Raw genomic sequence first — 19,821 nt, forward strand, 5'->3', positions numbered from 1 at the left:
GCCGATTAGGTCGAGGGGACGATCCATGCGATTCGCGTCGAGGAAGGCCCTGGCCGCCGCGACCACGGCCGCCCTGGGCCTGATGCTGGCCGTCGCGCCGGGGCTCGTCGGCTGCGGCGGCGAGCCCGGCCTGGTGACGGTCACGGGCAACATCACCTACAAGGGCCAGCCCGTGACCAAGGGCCGCGTCTACTTCACCCCCGAGAAGGGTGGGACCCGCGCCGCCGACTCCGAGATCGACCCCTCCGGCAACTACCGCCTGGGGACGTTCGACATCGGCGACGGCGCCTACCCCGGCCCCTACCAGGTCTCCGTCGTCTCCCGCGGCGAAGACAAGGCGAAGCCGACGGGCAAGCGGGCCAAGGTCGTCCTGGACGAGGACATGCAGGGGACCGGCGATCCGCTCGTCCCCAAGAAGTACCTCTCCCCGGAGACCTCCGGCCTCAAGGTCGACGTCCCCGAGTCGGGCGCGACGCACAACTTCGAATTGACCGACTGAACCCTCCGAGGGAGCCGTTGCGGGAGCCCATCGCGGCTCGCGTCCGACTTGGCCGCCGATTCGCTCAGCGGCCCGCCTTCAGCCGGGCGTCGAGGAACCCATACGCCTTCTCCCGGACCTCCGGGATGAAGGCGTGTTCCGCCTCCGGGTACTCGGCGATGAGCTCCCCCTCGGCCCGGAGCAGGGCGTAGATCGGCCGGGCGGCGCGGATGCAGACGCGGACGCCCTCGGCCTCGAAGTTCTCGTCATGTAGCGGCGAATTCGTGAAGAACGGCCGGGGCGCCAGCGCGCCGATCAATTCCGGGAAGTCGAACGGGACCTTCTTCAAATCCAGGTTGTACACGGCCTTGAGGCGGGGCATGTATCCCCTGTGCGACCACCCCTCGATGTTGCCTTCGTAATAGTAAGGGAAGGCGTTGAAGCCGCACGAGGAGACCACGGCCTTGATGCGGGGCTCGAACAGGGAGACGAAGATCGCGTTGTGCCCCCCCAGAGAATGGCCGATGACGCCGATCCTCTCCGGGTCGACCTCGGGGAGCGAGGCCAGCAGGTCGACGGCCCGCTTGTGGTTCCAGATCCCTTTCATCGAAGCGCTGGCGTAGCCCATCGCGTAGGGGTCCCGCTTGTACTCGCCGAAGTTGGGATAGTCCGGCGCGAGGGCGACGTAGCCGCGGAGGGCCAGTTCCTTCGCGTAGTGGAGATCCTTGTTCCCACCCAGGCCGGCGGGCTCGTCCTTGCCGATCGCGATCGTCTGGTGCAGGCAGAGCATCGCCGGTCGCCTGGCGTCGGCGGGGCCGTCGGGGATCAGCAGCCACGCCGGGACGCGGTCGCCGGGCTCGGTTTGATACTCGACCTTGCGCCGGATGTACCCCTCCTCGCGCGTCTCCGAGATCACCTTCACGTCCAACGGCGCGACCCGTTCCGGGCCGGGCAGGGGCCCCATGACCTCCTGGAGATGCTCCAGGATGTGGCCGCGTCGCGCCTCCCAGTCGGCCGCGCCCTCGACGGGGCGCTCGCCCCCCGCGGCGTCGCGCACGACCAGGAGGTCCGCATGGTCGGGATAGGCGGGGGCCTCCCCCCACGCCGGGCCGGCGAGCGCCGACGCCGTCAGCGCGAGTACAAGGGCGGGGGCCAGCGGGGCTCGACGGGGCGGGGGGCGGAAGGGCATCGTCGGTGCTCGGCGGAGGTGATGGAGACGCCGCCGGGAAGTCGAGCGGCCCGGCCATTATAATGCGCGGAGGCCGCGTGTGACGGCGTGCCGTCGAAGTCGCCGTCGCCGACCGGGCATCCCCCACCCCCATGCCGCCGAGTCCCGTCGGCGGATCTCGCGCCGCCAGCCGCGGCAGCCGACCCTTGCTGGTCGCAAGCGGCTTTCGCCCGATCGTCAGGCCGCGCGCCCATCGGGCCGAGGAACGACAATTGCTGCGGGGTAAGCTCGTGGCGCGTCGTCGCGAGATGGCGGGAGTTTGACGCGAAGACGGGGATACTTCCGCTCGGCGGGTCGAGGCATCTCATGGATGAAGGAATTTCGACGCCGAGGGCCGTCTGGACGATCGGCCACTCCACCCGACCGCTGGACGAGTTCCTGGGCCTGCTCGCGGAGAGCGGCATCCAGACGCTTGTGGACGTCCGCGCGTTCCCCGGGTCGCGGATGCATCCCCAGTACAAGAAGGAGAACCTGGAGGCGAGCCTCCCCGCCGCCGGGATCGAGTACGTCCACCTCCCCGAGCTTGGCGGCAGGCGCAAGCCCCGGGAGGATTCGCCGAACACGGCCTGGCGCCACCCCTCGTTCCGGGCCTACGCGGATTACATGGAGACGCCCGCGTTCCGCCAGGCCATCCGTCGGCTTGAGGAGATCGCGGCCACGCGCCGGGCGTGCGTCATGTGCTCCGAGGCCGTCTGGTGGCGGTGCCATCGGTCGCTCATCGCCGACTGCCTGAAATCGCGGTCGTGGGACGCGCGGCATATCGTCGGCCCGGGGTCCGTCAAGGAGCATCCCTACACGCAACCGGCCCGGATCGTCGACGGCTCGCTCACGTACCGGCTCCCGCTCGAAAGCATGTTCGCGGAGGAGTGAAGGCGCGCGGCGGCGAGCCGCGTGGGGCCGGAGGGGTTCTCGGCCATCATCCGCCGGCGCCGGGCTTTTCATCCTCAAGGCTCGCGAGCATGGCCTTGAGCTCTCGGCGTCGCGGCTCGAGATCCGCGCGGATGGCGTAGTGGTTCAGCCAGTAGACGAAGGACGCGACGACGATCCCGAGGGCCATCACCTCCGAGACGGCCACGAGCATCCACCAGCCGCCCGCTCGGCCCCGCCATGCCTCCTGCCCCACGAAGGCCGACTTCGCCAGGATGATGGGCGAGATGTACCACCAGAATACGGCGCGAAGCAGCCGGATCTGTCGCTCGACCTGCTCCAGCGAGGCCTCGACGTGGCGGCGCAGCGGCTCGTCCGGTTCGGGCGGCGGGCAGGCGGGACGCTTGCGGTCCGCCTGCAGGTAGGCGGCGATCCACAGCAGGGCCGGCACCATGAGGTACCACGTCCAATGCAGGGAACGAGAGAGCCCCAGGTAGATCCATATCGGTATGAGCAGGAGGCAGACGCCGACCTCGCGGACGTCGCGCCAGAAGATCGAGGCGGCGAAGGCCCGTCGGCGACGCCGCAGTTCCTCGCGTAGCAGGCCGGCGTCCACCCTCGCCGATCCCGGGGTCGCCTGGGTTTGCCAGGCCCGTTTCAGCTCGTCAGGGTCCATGCGACTCCTCCTCCATCAACTTGCCCAGGGCCTTCCGAGCGCGGTTCAACTTCACGCCCACGTTGCCCTCGGAGATCCCCAGCACTTCCGCGATCTGTCGGTAGCTCAGGTCGTCGAGGTAGAGCAGCACGAGCGCGGCGTCGGCCTTCGGCAATCGGCGGATCGCGGCGTGGAGACGTTCGACGACCTCGCGACGGATCGCGCGCTGGACGCCGTCGGGTCCGGTTTGCGGGAGGTCCTCGAATTCGAGGAACGGTCGTTGGCGAGCCCGACGGCGGCGCTCCCCTCGGCGCCAGCCGAGCGCGGTGTTCAGCGCCACGCGGTAGACCCAGGTCAACTCGCCGGCCCGCCCCTCGAATCGCGGCATGGAACGCCAGAGCTGGAGCAGGATTTCCTGGACCAGGTCCCGGCGATCCTCGTCCGTGATCGTGTAGGCGCGGGCGACCTTCAGGACGGCGTCGCCATGCTCGGCGAGCCAGCGGTAGAACAGGGGCTCGGGGTCGGGGTCGGGCAAGTCGGTGTCACCTCCCGCGTCGATTAGTATCCCCGGGCGGCGGTCCCTTACGAACGAGGCGAAGGCACGCGTCGGAGACGGAAGGCCATCAATGAAGTCCCGGGGGTGGTCGCGGTTTGCCCCCCGGCCTCGAAGTATTCCATGATCCGCGCCCGCCACAACGAGGTTCGGCGAAGTCGGCGACTAAGAAATGCCGCCGACCGCCGTTCTACGATAGGATGGCGGGTACCGGCGCGGAGCGCCGGGCCCGCGGCTCCCCCCACGTCTCGCGCGAGGCCACAATGAGAACGTCCATGGTCGCCCTCCTCGCCCTCGCCGCCGCGTCGCTGGTCGCGACGTGCGCGGTCGTGTTCGCCTTCCCGGCCGAGGAACCCCCCCGGAACAAGGCCCAGGCCGACGCCCTCTACAACGACGGGAACTTCAAGGACGCCTACGAGGCCTACCGGGCGCTCGTGGTCGATCCGGCGACCGATGCCGGGGAGGTGGAGGCGTCGCTGCCGCTGGGCCTGCAGTGCCTCGCCAACCTGGGACGGCCCGACGAGATGGACGGGTTCCTGGAATCGGCGTTGGCCGGGCGGAAGGACGACGCGCGGACGGCCGTGGCCGTCGCCTCGTGCTACCTGAACCAGGTCCCCCACCAGGGCTTCGTGGTGGCGGGCGAGTTCTCGCGCGGCCGGGAGCGTCGCCAGGGGGGGCGGTACGTCGACACGATCGAACGCGACCGCGTCCGGGCGCTCCAGATCCTCGCGGGGGTGGCGGACGCCATCAAGGCCGGGCCTGACCGCGCCCGCGCCGGCCGGTTCTTCCAGACGCTCGCCGGCGCGGTGGCGTTCGGGCGCGTCGGGGGCCAGGAGTGGCGGTTCCAGAGCCTGACGGCGCTCGACGCGCTTCCCGATTACGAGGAGGGCTTCCGCGGTTGGCGGGGCGGCTGGGGGGGGGAATCGACGGGCGCCCCGGTGAACGCCGACGGCTCGCCCGTCTATTACCGGGTCCCCGGGTCGTTCGAGAAGGCCGCCAACGACGGCGAGCGCTGGCGGTGGGCGCTGGCCCAGGCCGTCGAGGCCGACGCCGGGCTGCTCAACACCGTCCGCATGACGCTCGGCCAGTTCTTCCTGAGCCAGTTCGGGACGCAGACGCTCCAGCAGGGCCGGTTCTGGCCGATGCCGGAGGAGGACGACGGTGACGGGGAGGACGGGCCCGAGCCCGAGACCAGCATCTACGGCCTGGAGACCTTGAAGGACGAGGAGACCGTCGCCAAGCTGGCCTCCGGGGTCAAGCGGTTCACGCTCCCCGACGAGTTCAACCCCATCGAGATATTCCAGTCCGTCGTCGACGACCCGAAGACCGGCCAGGCCCAGCAGGCGACCGAGGCGCTGGCGGATCTGTTGGAGAACCGCCGCCAGTTCGTCCGCGCCGCCGGCTACTGGAAGCAGGCGGCCGAGAAGTTCGGCGACCCGAACAAGAACTACCAGGCGCGCGTCGAGCAGATCGAGAAGCCGTGGGGCCGGTTCGAGCCGACCGCCACGCACCCCGCCGGCCGGGGGGCGGGCGTTGACTTCACGTTCCGCAACGGCCGCAAGGTCCGGTTCGAGGCCCGCGCGATCCTGGTCGGCAAGCTGCTGAAGGACGTGAAGGACTACATCCGGTCCAGGCCCGCGGAGCTGGACTGGCGGAAGATCGACGTCAACGACGTCGGCACGCGACTCGTATCGCTCGACCAGCGTCAGTACATGGGCGAATCCGTCGCGAAGTGGGAGCTGGATCTCGACCCGCCGGCCGACCACTTCGAGCGCCGGATCACGGTGACGACCCCGCTCCAGAAGGCCGGGGCCTACCTGCTGACGGCCATGATGGAGGGGGGGAACGTCGGCCGCGTGGTGGTCTGGGTCGACGACACGGTGCTGGTCCGCAAGCCGCTGGACAAGCAGCACCTCTACTTCGCGGCCGACGCCCGCGCCGGGGCGCCCGTCGCCGGGGCGACGCTGGACCTGTTCGGCTGGCGGCAGCGCCAGGTGGGGCAGGGGAACAACTTCGCCGTGGACGTGGTCGAGAGCCAGGCGAGGACCAATGCCGACGGCCAGGCGATCGTCCCGGCCGAGAGGCCCGACCCGCGCAGCCCGAGGTACAACTGGCTGGCGACCGCCAGCACGCCCGACGGCCGCCTCGCCTACCTGGGGTTCTCCGGGCTCTGGCCGCTGGAGCGGGCGCCCCAGGTGTTCCAGCAGGACGCGGCCGTCGTCATCACCGACCGCCCGGTCTACCGCCCTGGCCACGCCGTGAAGTTCAAGGCGTGGCTCGCCCGCGCCCGCTACGACGGGCCCGACGCCTCCCCCTACGCCGGGGCCCAGGTCCAGGTCCAGATCAACAACCCCAAGGGCGAGAAGCTGCTGGAGAAGACCTTCACGGCCGACGCCCTCGGCGGCGTCGACGGCGAGGTCGAGCTGCCGACGGACGCGACGCTGGGCTCGTATTTCCTCGCGGTCGGCACGCCGGAGGGGCCCAATTTCGTCAACCGGGGGGGCGGCTCGTTCCGCGTCGAGGAGTACAAGAAGCCCGAGTTCGAGGTGAAGGTCGAGGCCCCGAGCGAGCCCGTGGCGCTCGGCGAGAAGGTCAAGGCGACCATCCGGGCCGACTACTACTTCGGCGGCCCGGTGGCCCACGGGACGGTGAAGTACAAGGTGCTGCGCCGATACGCCGACGACCGCTGGTTCCCGGTCGGCCGCTGGGACTGGCTGTACGGCAACGGCTACTGGTGGTTCGCGTCCGACGCATCGTGGTACCCCGGCTGGCGGTCGTGGGGGATGCGGGCGCCGATCGCCTGGTGGTGGCCGCGCCCGGAGGGGCCGCCGGAGGTTGTCGCCGACGCCGAGGTCCCCATCGGCCCCGACGGCAAGGTGGAGGTCGAGATCGACACCGCCTTCGCCAAGGCCGCCCACCCCAACCGCGACCATCGCTACGAGATCCAGGCCACCGTCACCGACCAGTCGCGGCGGGCCATCGACGGCTCCGGCGACGTGCTGGTCGCGCGCAAGCCGTTCGCCGTCTATGCGTGGGTCGATCGCGGCCACTACACGGCCGGCGACACCATCAACGCCGACATCCGCGCCCAGACCCTCGACCGCAAGCCGGTGACGGGCGAGGGGACGCTGAAGCTCCTGAAGGTCACCTACGACGACCAGGGCAAGCCGATCGAGACCCCCGTCGAGAGCTGGCCGCTGAAGCTCGACGCCGACGGCCGCGCCGAGCAGCCCATCAAGGCCGCCCAGCCCGGCCAGTACCGGATCTCGGCCGTGGTCGACGACGGCAAGGGGCACCGGATCGAGGGGGGATACCTCGTGACGGTCGCCGGCCAGGGCTTCGACGGTGCCTCGTTCCGGTTCGGCGACCTGGAAGTGATCCCCGACAGGAAGGAGTATCGGCCGGGGGACAAGGTCCGCCTCCAGATCAACACCGAGCGGACGGACTCCACCATCCTGCTGTTCGTGCGGCCGTCGAACGGCGTCTACCCCGCGCCCAGGACGATCCGCGTGAAGGGGAAGTCGACGACGGTGGAGGTGGACGTCGCGGCGGCCGACATGCCCAACCTGTTCGTCGAGGCGATCACGGTCTCCGACGGCAGGCTGCGCGAGCAGGCGCGCGACGTCGCGGTGCCGCCGGAGTCGCGGATCGTCGACGTGAAGGTGGAGCCCTCGCAAGCCACCTACAAGCCCGGCGAGAAGGCGAAGCTCTCCCTCAAGCTGACCGGCCCCGACGGCAAGCCGTTCGTCGGCTCGACCGCGCTGACGGTGTACGACAAGGCCGTCGAGTACATCTCCGGCGGCTCGAACGTCCCGGACATCCGCGACGCCTTCTGGAAGTGGAGGCGGGGCCACCACCCGTCGACCGAGTCGAGCCTGTCGCGGAACTTCTTCAACCTGCTCGAACCGGGCGAGACCCCCATGGAGCCCCTCGGCGTCTTCGGCGGCGGCATGGCCCCGGGGCGCGGCGGCATGATGGCCGGTATGGGAGGCATGGGCGGTGGCATGGGGGGCATGGGCGGCATGATGGCGGAAGGGGCCTTCATGGCGCGTGACGCCGCCCCGATGGCGATGATGGGCGCGCCCGCCGCCGCCGCGCCGATGGAAGGCCGGGGAGTCGAGCGCAAGATGGCGGTGGCCTTCGACAACGCCGGAGGCGTCGGACCCGACGAGGGCCCGGCGCCGGTGGTCCGGACCAACTTCGCCGACACCGCCTTCTGGGCCGCGGCGATCGAGGCCGGGCCCGACGGGACCGCCGAGGTCGAATTCCCCGTCCCCGACAGCCTGACGACCTGGAAGGTCCGGTCGTGGACGATGGGCCCCGGCACGCGCGTCGGCCAGGCCGAAGGGGAGTTCGTCACGTCGAAGGACCTCCTCGTCCGGCTCCAGGCCCCCCGGTTCTTCGTGCAGAAGGACGAGGTCGTCCTCTCGGCCGTCGTGCACAGCAAGCTCAAGGAGGCGAAGTCGGTCCAGGTCTCCCTGGAGCTGGACGGGAGCGTCCTGGAGCCGATGGAGGAGACGTCGAGGGCGATCGAGCTGGCCGCCGGTGGCGAGGCCCGCGTCGACTGGCGCGTGAAGGTGGCCCATGAAGGCCAGGCCGTCGTCCGCATGAAGGCCGTCGCCGACACCGACTCCGACGCCGCCCAGATGACGTTCCCGGCCTACGTCCACGGCATGCTCAAGCTGGAGGCGATCGCCGGCGCGATCCGGCCCGACGAGACCGAGGCGACCGTCGCGATCAAGGTTCCCGCGGAGCGTCGGCCCGAGCAGACGCGGCTCGAAATCCGCTACTCGCCGACCCTCGCCGGGGCGCTCGTGGACGCCCTGCCGTACCTGGCCGATTACCCGTACGGCTGCACCGAGCAGACCCTCAATCGCTTCCTGCCGACGGTCATCACCCAGAAGATCCTCATCGACATGGGGGTCGACCTGGAGGCGATCCGCGCGGCGCACACGAACCTCAACGCCCAGCAAATCGGCCCGAACCGGCCGCTGGTCCCCGAGGGGAAGCCGGGGCATCGCAACCCGGTCTTCGACAGGGACGAGGTGACGAAGATGGCCCGCGCGGGGATCGACCGCCTGGCCGAGATGCAGCTGTCCGACGGCGGCTGGGGCTGGTTCTCGGGCTTCGGCGAGAAGTCGTACCCGCACACCACGGCGCTGATCGTCCACGGGCTCCAGATCGCCCGCCGCAACGACCTGGCCCTGCCGGAAGGGATGCTGGAGCGCGGCCTCGCCTGGCTGACGAACCATCAGGCCGAGCAGGTGCGGCTGCTCAAGAACGGCGAGACCGAGACCAAGCCCTACAAGACGCGGGTCGACGAGGTCGACGCCATGATCTTCATGATCCTGGCCGACTCCGACGCGCGCGTCCCCGGCATGCTGGAGTACCTGGAGCGCGACCGCCCGGGGCTCTCGGTGCAGGCGAAGTGCATGTACGGTTTGGGCCTCCACCGTTTCGGCGAGGCGGACAAGCTCGCCGGCGTGCTGCGCAACGTCTCGCAGTACGTCGTCGAGGACGAGGAGAACCAGACGGCCCGGCTCAAGCTGCCGAACGAGGGCTACTGGTGGTGCTGGTACGGGTCGGACACCGAGACCGACGCCTTTTACCTTAAGCTCCTCTCGGCGACCGACCCCAGGGGCCGGGTGGCCTCCCGGCTGGCGAAGTACATCCTCAACAACCGGCAGAACGGCGCCTACTGGCGCTCCACCCGCGACACCGCCTACAACATCGAGGCCCTGTCCGACTACCTCAAGGCCAGCGGCGAGGACCGGCCGAACATGTCGCTGGCGATCGCCGTCGACGGCAAGGTCCGCAAGGAGGTGACCATCACCCCGGAGAACCTGTTCAGCTTCGACGCGTCGCTGGTCCTGGAGGGGGATGAGCTGGATTCGGGCGAGCACTCGATCACCTTCACGAAGAAGGGGACGGGCCCGCTCTACTTCAATACCTACCTCACCAACTTCACGCTCGAGGATCCCATCGGCCGCGCCGGGCTCGAGGTGAAGGTCGACCGCAAGGTTTACCGCCTGATCCGCGACGACAAGTCGGCGGACGTCCCCGGCGGGCGCGGCCAGGCGATCGGCCAGCGGGTGGAGAAGTACCGCCGCGAGCCGCTGGCCGACGGCGCGTCGCTCAAGAGCGGCGAACTGGTCGAGGTCGAGCTGGAGATCGAGAGCAAGAACGATTACGAGTACCTCGTCTTCGAGGATCTCAAGGCCGCCGGCTTCGAGCCCGTCGAGGTCCGCAGCGGCTACAATGGCAACGACCTGGGCGCCTACGTCGAGTTCCGCGACGAGCGCGTGTCGTTCTTCGTCACGCGGCTGGCCCGCGGCAAGCACGGCGTCTCCTACCGCCTCCGCGCCGAGATCCCGGGCCGCTTCCACGCCCTCCCCGCTCGCGGGGCGGCGATGTACGCCCCCGAACTCCAGGGGAACTCCGACGAGATCCGCCTGGAGGTGACCGACTGACCCGCGACGGCCGGCCCCGGCGATGCGCCGGGGCCGGTCGCGACGACATCGATGGGAGTCGTGATATGTACGTCCCCGCCTCGTTCCGGATGGACGAACCGGCGGCCCTCCGCGAGTTCATGAGGCGGCACGGCTTCGCGACCCTCGTGACGCGCGGGGGCGGCGGCATGGCCGCGACCCACCTGCCGCTCGTGCTCGACGCCGAGGCCGGGCCCCACGGCCGGCTCCTCGGCCACATGGCCCGAGCCAACCGGCAGTGGAGGGACGTCGAGGGGGAGGCCCTGGCCGTCTTCTGCGGCCCGCACGCCTACATCTCGCCGACCTAGTACGAGACCCCCGGGACCGTGCCGACCTGGAACTACGTCGTGGTGCACGCCCACGGCTCGCTGCGACTCGTCGAGGACCGGGACGGGCTCCGCGACATCCTGCGCCGCGTCGTCGAGGCCTACGAGTCCCCCAGGCCGCGGCCCTGGGTTTACGACGAGGACGACCCCGAAGTCGAGAAGATGCTCGGGGCGATCGTCGGCTTCGAGATCGAGATCGCCCGCCTGGAGGGCGCCGCGAAGTTGAGCCAGAACCACCCGGAAGAGCGTCGACGCAAGGTGACCCGGGCGCTGGAGGCGGGAGGCGACGACGACTCCCGCGCGATCGCTCGCCTGATGGCGGAGGCCCTGGGCGATTGAACCTCGGCGCGCCTTCGGCGTGAGCTTCACCGGCCCCCCTGGCCGGGGGAGGCTAGATCGGGCGCTTGAGGTCCACGTCGACGATCATCGCCCGACTCGGTGCCACTCGCGGATCGCGCCGACGAAGTGGTCCGCGTCCGACCGCGGCTCCGTGAGCGTCGGCCAAGGGTTCGAGTCCTGACGGTTCAGATTCCGCGGGGGTCGTGTCCGGAGACTGATCGAGCGGCCCGGCGCGCCAGTCGCCCAGGTCGGGGGCGTCCAGGGTCGACTCCTCGCGGCCGATGAATTTTTACCGGTTTCCTGAAATCTCGCGGGACCGACCGCGGACCATGCAGGCGTTCGGTATCGGCGCTCCTTGACAATTTGCAAGCAGTTCAACGGCGAGAGGCGAGGGCCGCCGGAGACGATCGCCCGACACCGAGCGAGCGCCCGCGGCCAGCGAGCCGCCTTGCTCCTGGCGGGGGAAACGAGCCCCGTCGCCTCGACCCATGGGCGAGGCGACGAGCGAGAAAATGCTTCGAAGACGACGAACGAAGCCAACGTGTTTTCGCCGCAAATCATTCGGGGTAAAGGATTAGGTGCGGCATGGCGGGGAGGCGCAGCGCGCGAACGAAGCCAACTCTCTTGGGCTCCTCCGCCCGGAGAGGCCGTCGCGTCGGGCGCGCCCGCGATATCGCGAGGCGCGCCCGGTCGGCGGAGGGGTTCGGCGGCCGGTCAGGTCAGCGGGTTGCCGTAGGCGGCCTTCCATTCGGGACTGGCCGCGAGCTGGAGGCCCAGGCGCGCGACCTCCTGCTCCTCCTCGGGGGTGAACGGCTTCGCGCGGGAGACGGCGGCGACGGCCTTCTCCAGCTCGGCGACGTTCTCCAGGCCGATCACGGCCACGGCGAGGCCCGGGATCGACATGGCGTAGCGGACGGCGCGCTCGTAGTGCTCGTCGTCCATCTTGAAGCCTTTCTCTCCCCGCCCCACGCCTCCCAGGACCTTCATCGCCACCAGGCCGAGGTTCAGCGTCTGGGCGCGGGCCCAGACCTTGTGCTCGAAGTCGTAGGTGTGGCGGACGATGAAGTTGACGGCGTTCATCAGGACGTCGATCTCGCCGGAGTCCATCACGCGGTGGAACCGGGTGGGGTGCAGGTGGCCGCTGGCGCCGATGAAGCGGACGAGGCCCTGCTTCTTGGCCTCGCGGAGCGCGCCCATCGCCCCCTTGTCGCCGAAGACCGTCGCGTCGTCACCCCACATCTCGGCGTCGCCGAAATTGTGCAAGTGGACGAGGTCCACGTGGTCGGTCTGGAGGTGCTTGAGGCTTTCGCGCAGCGACTTCCAGGCCCCGTCGTAGGTGGAGTCGTGGACCTTGGTGACGAGGAAGACCTTGTCGCGGACCTCCTTGACCGTCGGCCCCATCTTCTCCTCGGCGGTGCCGTAGCTCCGGGCGGTGTCGAGGTAGTTCACCCCCAGCTCCAGCGCGCGGAGGATCGTCTCGCCGACGTCGTCGGCCGTCACGCGGTCGCGGCCGAAGTGGGCGCAGCCGATGCCCAGCCGCGAGACCTTCGCGCCGGTGCGGCCCAGGGTCACCTGCTCGACGGGCGCGGGCGCGTCGTCGGCCCGGCCGGGGGTGGGGGGGACGAGCGCCGCGCCCCCCATCAGGGCGCCCGCGCGGACGAAATCCCGCCGCGAGATCGTCGGGTCGATGGCTTCCACGGCTCGTTCCTCCGTAAGGGGTGATCGGACGATGACGACGCGGGCGTCGGCGGCCAGTCTAGCCGCAACACGCGGGCCGATTCACTTCTTTTCGGCGACCCGCCCGATTCGCTGGAGGACCGGCCGACCGCGGCGAGCCGCGAGGTCGCCGCATGGGGGCGCGGCCAGACGCGGCTCCCCCGTCGGGCCCTCCGCCTGGCGGGCTCGGCGGTCCATGCCACCCGTCGTAACCGCCCATGGCTTCGCGGGCCGGACGTCAGTAACGATCCCCTTCCAGCCGGGTCACTTCCGGGAGGCCGCCGCCGGGGAAGATCGGCTCCCATCCCGGGATGAGACTCCGGAGCGGCTCGGCCGCCAGATCGGCCCCGGTACCGAACAGAGCCCGATGGGTCCGATCCAGCCCCTCTCGGAGGACGGCCAGTTCCGGGGCCGACCGCGGGAGCCGGTCGGCCCTGGACGCGAGGAGACGGCCGTGGAACGCGGAGGCGGCCCGGTAATATCGCGAGAGCTGATCGTGCCAGATGCCATCTCGCCGATACGCCAGCGCGTACCGGAACTGTTCCAGGGAAGACCGGACTTCGCCAGCCGCTCTCCGCAGGCAATACCCGGCTTCATGGACCGACATCCGCGTCGTCGGGATTCCCCCCGCCTGGTCCCGCGACGCGCCGGCCTTCCGCGGCTGCATGGCGGGGCCCTCCGTGGAGCAGAGCCACGCAAGGGGCGGGTAGCAGTACATCATGGCTCGCCCGAGATGACCCGCCGCGCCTACCAGGGCGATGCCGGTCATGCCGAGCCGGTTGTCGGCGACGACCCTCGCCTCGGCGACCATGTGCTCGTGATAACGAATGACTCGCCGGAGCTTCGCGGCCGCCGCCGAGGCCGGGCCGTGCCAGGCGGCGAGCAACGCGACGCACGCCACGAGGGCCGTCGCCGTCAGGGCGAGCCCGACCGCGAGCCGCGAGCTGGACGCGGCGGCCCGCGCGACGCTTTCGAGCCAGGCTCTTATGGGCAGGGCCTCCGAGGTTGGCGCGTCGATCCGACGATCAGTTGGTCCCTCCGGCGCGCCGGGCCCCCTCCGCCACCCAGTCGATCCCCTGGAGGACCAGCTTGCCGAAGTTGGGGTCGCGGAGCGGGTCGGGCTTGTCGGGGCCGAAGTCGCGATGGCCGAAGACGGTGTGGAACACCCGCCCCTCGCCGTAAGTCCGCGTCCAGGCGACCGGCCATTCGACGCCCTCGAAGTCGACCACGGCCAGCGGCTTCACGTCGGGCTCGATCTGGAGGTGGTAGTAGAGCTCGTCCTTGACCGGAAAGTCGGAGAGGCCGGCGGTCACGGGGCTGTCCGGGTCGACGACGCGGACGGTGAACTCCCCCTTGCGGACCTTGCCGTCGGGCAGGCCGAAGTGGGAGAAGACCGCGCCGAGCATCTTGCGGAACTCGGGATCCCAGTCGGCCGCGGCGTTGTCGGCGCCGTGGATGGAGACGTAGCCGCCGCCGCCGCGGACGTAGTCGAACAGGGCCTTCTGCTGGGATTGCGTCAGCTTGAACTCGGGGTCGCGACGGTCGGCGATGGCGACGATCAGGTCGTACTTCGCCAGCGCGGGGGTCTCCAGCAGGGCGGCGTCCTCGCTGATGGTGACCTCGTGGCGGCCGGTGTCCTCCAGGACGTTGCTCAGGTAGAATGCCTGATCGCGATAGCCGTGGTGCTGCCGCTGGCCCCCGGAGAGGAGCAAGACCTTGGCGCCGTCCGGGGCCTTCCTCTGGGCCGACGCCGGGGTGGTCCCCAGGCCGGCGAGGATCAGGAAGGCGAGGCACCGGGCGATCGCGGGTCGAGTCATGGCGCGCTCCTTGGCGACTGGCGGGGATCGATCGAGAGAACCGACGGCCAGGGCCAGCGTATTCGCATCTCCGGGGCGTCGCAACGGCGCCCCGGCCCGAGGAACCCGAGGCGTACACATGAAAGCCGCTCGTTTCGCCGCCCCCCTGGCCGCCATCGCGACCCTGCTGGGCGCGGATCTGCACGCCCAGGAGGCCAAGACCGAGACCCAGACCATCGAGGCCCGCGGGCTGAAGCTCCAGGTCCCCGCGACGTGGGAGAAGGTCGGGTCCACCTCGCAGATGCGCGCCGCGCAGCTCAAGGTGAAGCCGGCCGAGGGGGACGATTACCCGGCCGAGATGGTCGTCTTCGTCTTCCCCGGCGGCGCCGGCGGCGTCGACGACAACATCAATCGCTGGCGGAACATGTTCAAGGACGAGGACGGCAAGGCCCCGAAGATGGAGACCAGGAAGGTCGCGTCGAAGTCGGGCGAGGCGACCCGCTGCGAGACCTCGGGCCACTATCACCCCTCGCGGTTCCCCGGCCTCCCCGCCGAGCCCGACCGCCCGGGCGCCCGCCTCCTGGGGGCCATCCTCCTGACCGACGACGCCGGGTACTTCATCCGCATGGTCGGCCCGGACAAGACCATGAAGGGCCTCGCCGACGACTTCGACGCGATGGTCAAGTCGCTCGAAGTCGCCAAGTGACGAGCGGCCTCGTCCCCCCTCCCGGCGCGGGAGGGGGGAAGCTCGTCGTCGCTGCATGTCACCCGAAGGCGACGACCACGCGGAACAGCTCGCCGGCCATGAGGTCGAGCCAGACGGCGTCGCCGTCGACGGAGAGGTCGCCGATGGGCTCGCCCTGGAGGTCGTACTGGCGGGCCCAGGTCGGGTTGCGGAAGAACTGGACGCGGCAGCGGGCGTGATAGCCGGCCGTCTCCACCAGGTGGAGGTCGAGCCCCCAGCCCCGGCCGTCGTAGGTCTCGGCCAGGAAGCCGACGTGAGTCACGGCGACCGCCTGGCTGTCGATCCGCGTCAGCCAGCCGCGATTCCCCATCGGCGGCGGGCCGGCCTCGGTCGGGACGACCACCGCCGGGGTGACCACGTCATGCGCCTGGCGGTGGGGATGCTCGGAGTCGAGCGTCACGGCCAGGCGGAACGTCCGGCCCTCCTCGGAACCGGCGATCAGCACGGTGTCGAGCATCCGCGCGCCGGCCTTCGCGTGGTACGGCAGGCCGCCGAACAGCATGGCGGCGCGCTGGCGACGGGTGGAGACGTCGATCGCGTCGGGGGTCTCGGGCCTCTCGGCCTGCGTCGATTCGGGCGAGAGGAACGCCAGCCGGCGTAGCATCGAGGTGGCGTCGGGCCAGGCCCAGCGGAACGCCAGGCGGTGCGACCAGGGGTCGGATCGCGCGGCCCAGTCGGCCCACGTCGGATCCAGGTCGCGGACGGTCAGCTCCAGCTCGGCGATCGGGCGGCCGACCCAGAGCCGGCAGCGCAGCTCGACCCGCGCGAGGACCGTCCCGGCGTAATCGACGAGGGCCGACGTGGAGACCGCCTGCGCCAGCGCCGGGCCGGCGAACTCGACCTCGAACCGCTCGCGCCTCATCCTGGAGGAATCGGCCTCGCCCTGGGGGCCCTTCAGGCCGGTCATGACCGTCTGCTGGGCGAGGCGGGCGGTCGATTCGCCGACCGCCATGATGCCGCGAATGCCGCCGGTGGCGTCGTCGAACTCGACCTCGATCATCTCGTTCTTGATGACCCGGCCGGTCGCGGAGACGCCCCCGGACTCGGCCGGCGGGAGGTCGACGGCGGTCTCGCGGGGGATCCAGGCGAAGCCGAAGGCCGGCAGGTCGATGACCGCGACGACCCCCTCGTCGGTGAGCTGGGCGGCGACGAGCGCGCCTTCCGGCCGCAGGTCGGCCGAGGCGTCTGGTAGGACGACGGCGACCTTGCGCGGCACGGCGATCGGGTTGAACACCAGGTAGCCGGGGCGGACGCCGTCCGTCGACTCGCCGGAGATCGCGGCGGCCAGCTCGGCGGCCCAGCCGGACTCCAGGGCGTCCACCAGGGAGGCCGCCTCGTCGTGCCGGCGGGTCTCGATGGCGGCCTCCGCCTCCTCGATCGCGACGCGTTCGGCCTGGTCGGCCTCCGCGTCGAGCGCCGCTTCAGGCTTCGACAGCGCCACGCCCTTCGCCATCGAGCGGAGCCATCGGGCCGATTCCAGCCGCGCCCGCAGGCGGTGATGGTCGGGGAAGCGGGAGATCGGCGCCTCGTCGCGGCTCGCGGCGGCCTGCGAGAGATAAGGGGAGACGTATTCGTCGGGCTCGGGCCGGAAGGTCTCGTAGGGGCGGTCGGTGAGCTGGAAGTAGTCGTTGACGGTGGCCCAGCGGCCGAAGACGGGGGAGTGGGTGGAGACGCGCCGGAGGTCGACGTACCAGGACGCGACGGGCGACGGCCAGTGCACCAGCGGCAGCGTGGCGACCGTGTCGGTCCGCATGGTCGCGGCCAGCTTCCAGGGGAACATCGGCCCCTGCGAGGGGCGGTCGGCGGCCATCGGGAGGCGGAACATCGTCTCCACGCTGGACCCCTCGGGGCTCTCCCAGATCCGCTTGGGCTCGCGACGGATCGGGAACCGGCCGGCGTCGAGCCCCAGGTGGAGGGCGAAGCGGTAGCCCGAGCGCCTGGCGAGCATGGGGACCTGCGGCCAGAGGCCGAAGCGGCGGCGCGCGTAGGTCTCGACGTTGCGCTCTTCCAGGTGCTCGCGGTAGACCTCGCCCCCCCGGCGGAACTGCCAGAGGGTCGACTCGATCGGGAGGAGCGGATCCTCGGCCTCGTCGTACGTCCCGCCGACGACGTCGACCCAGCCGTCGGTGATCGCCTGGCCGAGCCGGGGCATCGCTTCGGGGTCGAGCTTCGCCTGCGCCTCGATCGCCCTCGCCTGGGCGAGGAACGTGAACGGGACGGGGGTCGCCAGCATGGCGGCGATCCCCCCGGCCGGCAGCGCGGGGTCGAGCAGGCAGAGGTCGACGAGGTAGGCGTCGACCGAGTAGACGGCCTCGCGGGCCTGGGTCAGGATCTCGAACGCCGACTTGAGCCGGCTGGCGACGGCCACGGCGTCCCCCTTGGCCCAGGCGTCGGCCGCGGCGAGGGCCTCGCGGGCCAGGGCGTCTTCCTTCAGCGCCTCGGCGCGGCCCATCGACGAGGTGAGGTCGCGGACCATCCAGCGCGCCATGCCGAGGGCGAGGAAGTCGTCGGCGCCCGGCGGGGTCTCGGGCTCGTGGACGCCCAGGCGCTCGCGGATCTCGCGGACGGTGGCGTCGCGGTCGGGGCCGGATTCCAGCAGCACCGCGCCGGCGTCCTCGGCCTGGGTGGCGTACCCGGAAGGGAGCCGGTCGCGCATCCCGCCGACGACCAGCCGGACCTCGTGGGCCTCGGGGGGCGTGGGGGCGGCGATCGACTCGATCCGGGGGAGGGCGGCGGCGCCGGTCAGCAGCGAGGGATGCCAGAGCGCGGTGACGGCGCACCAGACGGCCTGGGCCTGGGCGTCGGTCGTCCCCGGCGAGGGCTCGCGGCCGGCGTCGGGGATCAGGGCGACGAGCGCGCGGCCGGGCCGCGGGGGCGGGGGGGGCGGCTCGGCGGCGGGCTCCGCCGCGGGGGGCTCGGCGTAGGGCTGGAGGATCTCGGGCGAGGGCTGATCCGGGTCGGCTTCGGTCGTGCTCATTCGGTCAGGCTCCGAGGGAGGTCCGGAGTTCGCGCAGGTCGTCGGCCAGGGCGTCGACCTTGCCGCGCAGCTCCTGGACCTCGGCGCGGAGGGCGGAGACCTCCTCGCGCCAGGCCGGCGGGGCGGAGGCCGCGGCGGCCGATTCCGCCCGTCGCGTCACGGCGCGGGGCGCGGGCTCGTCGTCGAGCGGGGCGGCGTCGGCGAACGCCTGGCGGACCTTCTCAAGCTCCTCGGGGGGGTAGAGGTTGTGGGTTACCACTACCCCTCGCCGCTGCCCCGGGGGGGAGAGGTAGACCACCAGGTCCCGGCTCGCCAGGGCTTCCAGTTGGGCCTGGAGCGTGGCGAGGTCGGGCAGGGGCTCCATGCGGCTGGCGCGGGCGCGAAGATCCCCCTCGGTCTGGGGGCCGCGCAGGAGCAGCTCGGTCACGATGGCCAGCTCCACCTTGCTGACCTTCAGCCACTCGTAGAGCGTGTGCTTCCAGCGGGGGACGCGACCGCCCCCCTCGACCATCACCGTGGCCCCCTTCTTGCGCAGGGAGTGGAGCGTGTCCTCCACGTCGTCGGCGTCGTAGTCGACGACGGGGTCGCGGTTGGACTTCTGGTTGCAGCCGGTGACGGTCGCGGCGATGGTCAGCGGGTAGTACTCGGGGGTGGTCTTGGCCTTCTCGGCCAGCACGCCCACCACCCGGCGCTCGCGAGGGGGCAGCGGGACCCAGGCGGCCGTCGGTGCGTTCTCGGTCATGGTCGCTCTCTTCCCGGTCGTGTTCGGCGGGGCCAGGCTCGCCCCCGCGAGGCCCATCGTAGCGGGGCGGGGGGCGTCGGGCCAGACTCAGGAGATCCGCGCGACGCGGTCGGCGACGGCCTGGAACTGCCGCGCGGGGTCGGCGGGCGGCTCGGGCCAGACGGTGAGGAAGCCGTGGTAGGCGATCTCCTCCAGCGCCCCGACGTACTCCTCCCAGTCGAGGGCGCCCGGCGGGAAGCCGACGCCCCGGGGATTGCGGGCGACGAACGTGCCGCCGATCGGATCCCCCGCGTAGGCGTGCGCGACCCAGGCGCGCAGCTCGGTCGCGGCGGCCACCGGGTCGACCCCGGCGCGGAGGAGGTTTGGCGGGTCGATGCTCGCCGCCAGCCCGGGGTGGGCCAGGCCGTCGAGGAACGCCAGGAGCGTCGCGGGGGGCTCGTTGCCGGTCTCGATCGCCAGCCGGACGCCGCGATGGTCGGCCCGGTTGGCGAGGCTGCCCAACGCGCCGAGGAATGTCTCGCGGCGGGGGGCGTCGTCCTCGGCCGGGACGGGGCCGACGTTCGCCAGCACCAGGCGCGTCCCCAGCTCGAACGCCAGCGCGAAGACGGCGTCGGCCCGGCGGACGCGGTCGTCGAGCTGGTCGGTCGTGTCGAACGCGCGGCGGGTCGGGAGGGCCATCGCGACGAGGGCGACCTCGACCGACCGGAGCTGGTGCCTCAGGTCGCGTCGGCCGGTCTCGCCCAGGCGGTGCGGGGCCAGGTCGCCGGACGCCTCCAGGACCACGCCCCTGGCGCCGAGGCGGGCGGCCTGCTGGATCTGTTCGCGGATCGGCCGGCTCGGGTCGAGCCGGAGGCCGAGGGGGTTTCGTATCATGGCTCAAGGGGGCTCGGGTTGATGCGGGTGGGCTTTCG

Annotated in this window: 13 protein-coding genes and 1 pseudogene; 5 read left to right on the forward strand and 9 right to left on the reverse strand. The window is 71.3% G+C overall.

Annotation, left to right across the window (positions count from 1 at the left end):
* The first annotated feature begins 25 nt into the window (after positions 1–25).
* A complete protein-coding gene (locus tag WG209_RS04395) occupies positions 26–499 on the forward strand; it encodes a hypothetical protein (protein ID WP_337173793.1) in 474 nt (157 codons plus the stop codon).
* 64 nt (positions 500–563) lie between these two features.
* Here the strand turns inward: WG209_RS04395 and WG209_RS04400 are convergent, their stop codons facing one another.
* A complete protein-coding gene (locus WG209_RS04400; RefSeq protein WP_337173794.1) occupies positions 564–1,667 on the reverse strand; it encodes an alpha/beta fold hydrolase in 1,104 nt (367 codons plus the stop codon).
* Positions 1,668–2,012: 345 nt separating this feature from the next.
* On the opposite strand from WG209_RS04400, the gene WG209_RS04405 reads away from it, so the two are divergent.
* The gene (locus WG209_RS04405; RefSeq protein ID WP_337173795.1) at positions 2,013–2,576 is read left to right on the forward strand and encodes a DUF488 domain-containing protein; all 564 of its coding nucleotides are present in this window, start codon (positions 2,013–2,015) and stop codon (positions 2,574–2,576) included.
* Positions 2,577–2,622: 46 nt separating this feature from the next.
* On the opposite strand, the gene WG209_RS04410 is transcribed toward WG209_RS04405, so the two are convergent.
* Together WG209_RS04410 and WG209_RS04415 are read right to left on the reverse strand one after the other, a co-directional pair.
* A complete protein-coding gene (locus WG209_RS04410) occupies positions 2,623–3,249 on the reverse strand; it encodes a hypothetical protein (RefSeq protein ID WP_337173796.1) in 627 nt (208 codons plus the stop codon).
* Positions 3,239–3,763 (reverse strand): RNA polymerase sigma factor, encoded by a 525-nt coding sequence (locus WG209_RS04415; RefSeq protein WP_337173797.1) that lies wholly within the window; start codon positions 3,761–3,763, stop codon positions 3,239–3,241. Before WG209_RS04415 ends, WG209_RS04410 begins: the two co-directional genes overlap by 11 nt.
* Before the next feature lie 281 nt (positions 3,764–4,044).
* On the opposite strand from WG209_RS04415, the gene WG209_RS04420 reads away from it, so the two are divergent.
* Positions 4,045–10,251 (forward strand): MG2 domain-containing protein, encoded by a 6,207-nt coding sequence (locus WG209_RS04420; protein ID WP_337173798.1) that lies wholly within the window; start codon positions 4,045–4,047, stop codon positions 10,249–10,251.
* 65 nt (positions 10,252–10,316) lie between these two features.
* Positions 10,317–10,934: pseudogene (locus WG209_RS04425) on the forward strand (FMN-binding negative transcriptional regulator).
* 714 nt (positions 10,935–11,648) lie between these two features.
* On the opposite strand, the gene WG209_RS04430 reads toward WG209_RS04425, so the two are convergent.
* From WG209_RS04430 to WG209_RS04440, 3 genes are all read right to left on the reverse strand, one after another.
* Positions 11,649–12,632 carry an aldo/keto reductase gene (locus WG209_RS04430; protein ID WP_337173799.1) on the reverse strand — a complete coding sequence of 328 codons (984 nt, stop codon included), beginning with the start codon at positions 12,630–12,632 and terminating at the stop codon, positions 11,649–11,651.
* Positions 12,633–12,888: 256 nt separating this feature from the next.
* Positions 12,889–13,551 (reverse strand): hypothetical protein, encoded by a 663-nt coding sequence (locus tag WG209_RS04435; RefSeq protein ID WP_337173800.1) that lies wholly within the window; start codon positions 13,549–13,551, stop codon positions 12,889–12,891.
* Between the two features lie 124 nt (positions 13,552–13,675).
* A complete protein-coding gene (locus WG209_RS04440) occupies positions 13,676–14,467 on the reverse strand; it encodes a ThuA domain-containing protein (protein WP_337173801.1) in 792 nt (263 codons plus the stop codon).
* Positions 14,468–14,585: 118 nt separating this feature from the next.
* Between WG209_RS04440 and WG209_RS04445 the strand changes: the two genes are divergently transcribed.
* Positions 14,586–15,152, forward strand: a complete 567-nt coding sequence (locus WG209_RS04445; RefSeq protein WP_337173802.1) for a hypothetical protein — start codon at positions 14,586–14,588, stop codon at positions 15,150–15,152.
* A gap of 58 nt (positions 15,153–15,210) precedes the next feature.
* Here WG209_RS04445 and WG209_RS04450 read toward each other — a convergent pair whose 3' ends face one another.
* From WG209_RS04450 to WG209_RS04460, 3 genes are all read right to left on the reverse strand, one after another.
* Positions 15,211–18,168, reverse strand: coding sequence for a glycosyl hydrolase family 38 (locus WG209_RS04450; RefSeq protein WP_337173803.1), 2,958 nt, complete (start codon positions 18,166–18,168; stop codon positions 15,211–15,213).
* Positions 18,169–18,172: 4 nt separating this feature from the next.
* A complete protein-coding gene (locus WG209_RS04455) occupies positions 18,173–18,910 on the reverse strand; it encodes a DUF480 domain-containing protein (protein ID WP_337173804.1) in 738 nt (245 codons plus the stop codon).
* A gap of 87 nt (positions 18,911–18,997) precedes the next feature.
* Complete coding sequence (locus tag WG209_RS04460; RefSeq protein WP_337173805.1) at positions 18,998–19,783, reverse strand: TIM barrel protein; 786 nt, start codon at positions 19,781–19,783, stop codon at positions 18,998–19,000.
* Between the last annotated feature and the right edge of the window lie 38 nt (positions 19,784–19,821).

Source organism: Paludisphaera sp. (genome assembly GCF_037189885.1).
GTDB lineage: Bacteria > Planctomycetota > Planctomycetia > Isosphaerales > Isosphaeraceae > Paludisphaera.

What these genes read in the sequence shown, in the direction of transcription:
- WG209_RS04395 (WP_337173793.1), top strand. Translation starts at nt 26, where the DNA reads ATGCGATTCGCGTCGAGGAAGGCCCTGGCCGCCGCGACCACGGCCGCC.
- WG209_RS04400 (WP_337173794.1), bottom strand. Translation starts at nt 1,667, where the DNA reads ATGCCCTTCCGCCCCCCGCCCCGTCGAGCCCCGCTGGCCCCCGCCCTT.
- WG209_RS04405 (WP_337173795.1), top strand. Translation starts at nt 2,013, where the DNA reads ATGGATGAAGGAATTTCGACGCCGAGGGCCGTCTGGACGATCGGCCAC.
- WG209_RS04410 (WP_337173796.1), bottom strand. Translation starts at nt 3,249, where the DNA reads ATGGACCCTGACGAGCTGAAACGGGCCTGGCAAACCCAGGCGACCCCG.
- WG209_RS04420 (WP_337173798.1), top strand. Translation starts at nt 4,045, where the DNA reads ATGAGAACGTCCATGGTCGCCCTCCTCGCCCTCGCCGCCGCGTCGCTG.
- WG209_RS04440 (WP_337173801.1), bottom strand. Translation starts at nt 14,467, where the DNA reads ATGACTCGACCCGCGATCGCCCGGTGCCTCGCCTTCCTGATCCTCGCC.
- WG209_RS04445 (WP_337173802.1), top strand. Translation starts at nt 14,586, where the DNA reads ATGAAAGCCGCTCGTTTCGCCGCCCCCCTGGCCGCCATCGCGACCCTG.
- WG209_RS04450 (WP_337173803.1), bottom strand. Translation starts at nt 18,168, where the DNA reads ATGAGCACGACCGAAGCCGACCCGGATCAGCCCTCGCCCGAGATCCTC.
- WG209_RS04455 (WP_337173804.1), bottom strand. Translation starts at nt 18,910, where the DNA reads ATGACCGAGAACGCACCGACGGCCGCCTGGGTCCCGCTGCCCCCTCGC.
- WG209_RS04460 (WP_337173805.1), bottom strand. Translation starts at nt 19,783, where the DNA reads ATGATACGAAACCCCCTCGGCCTCCGGCTCGACCCGAGCCGGCCGATC.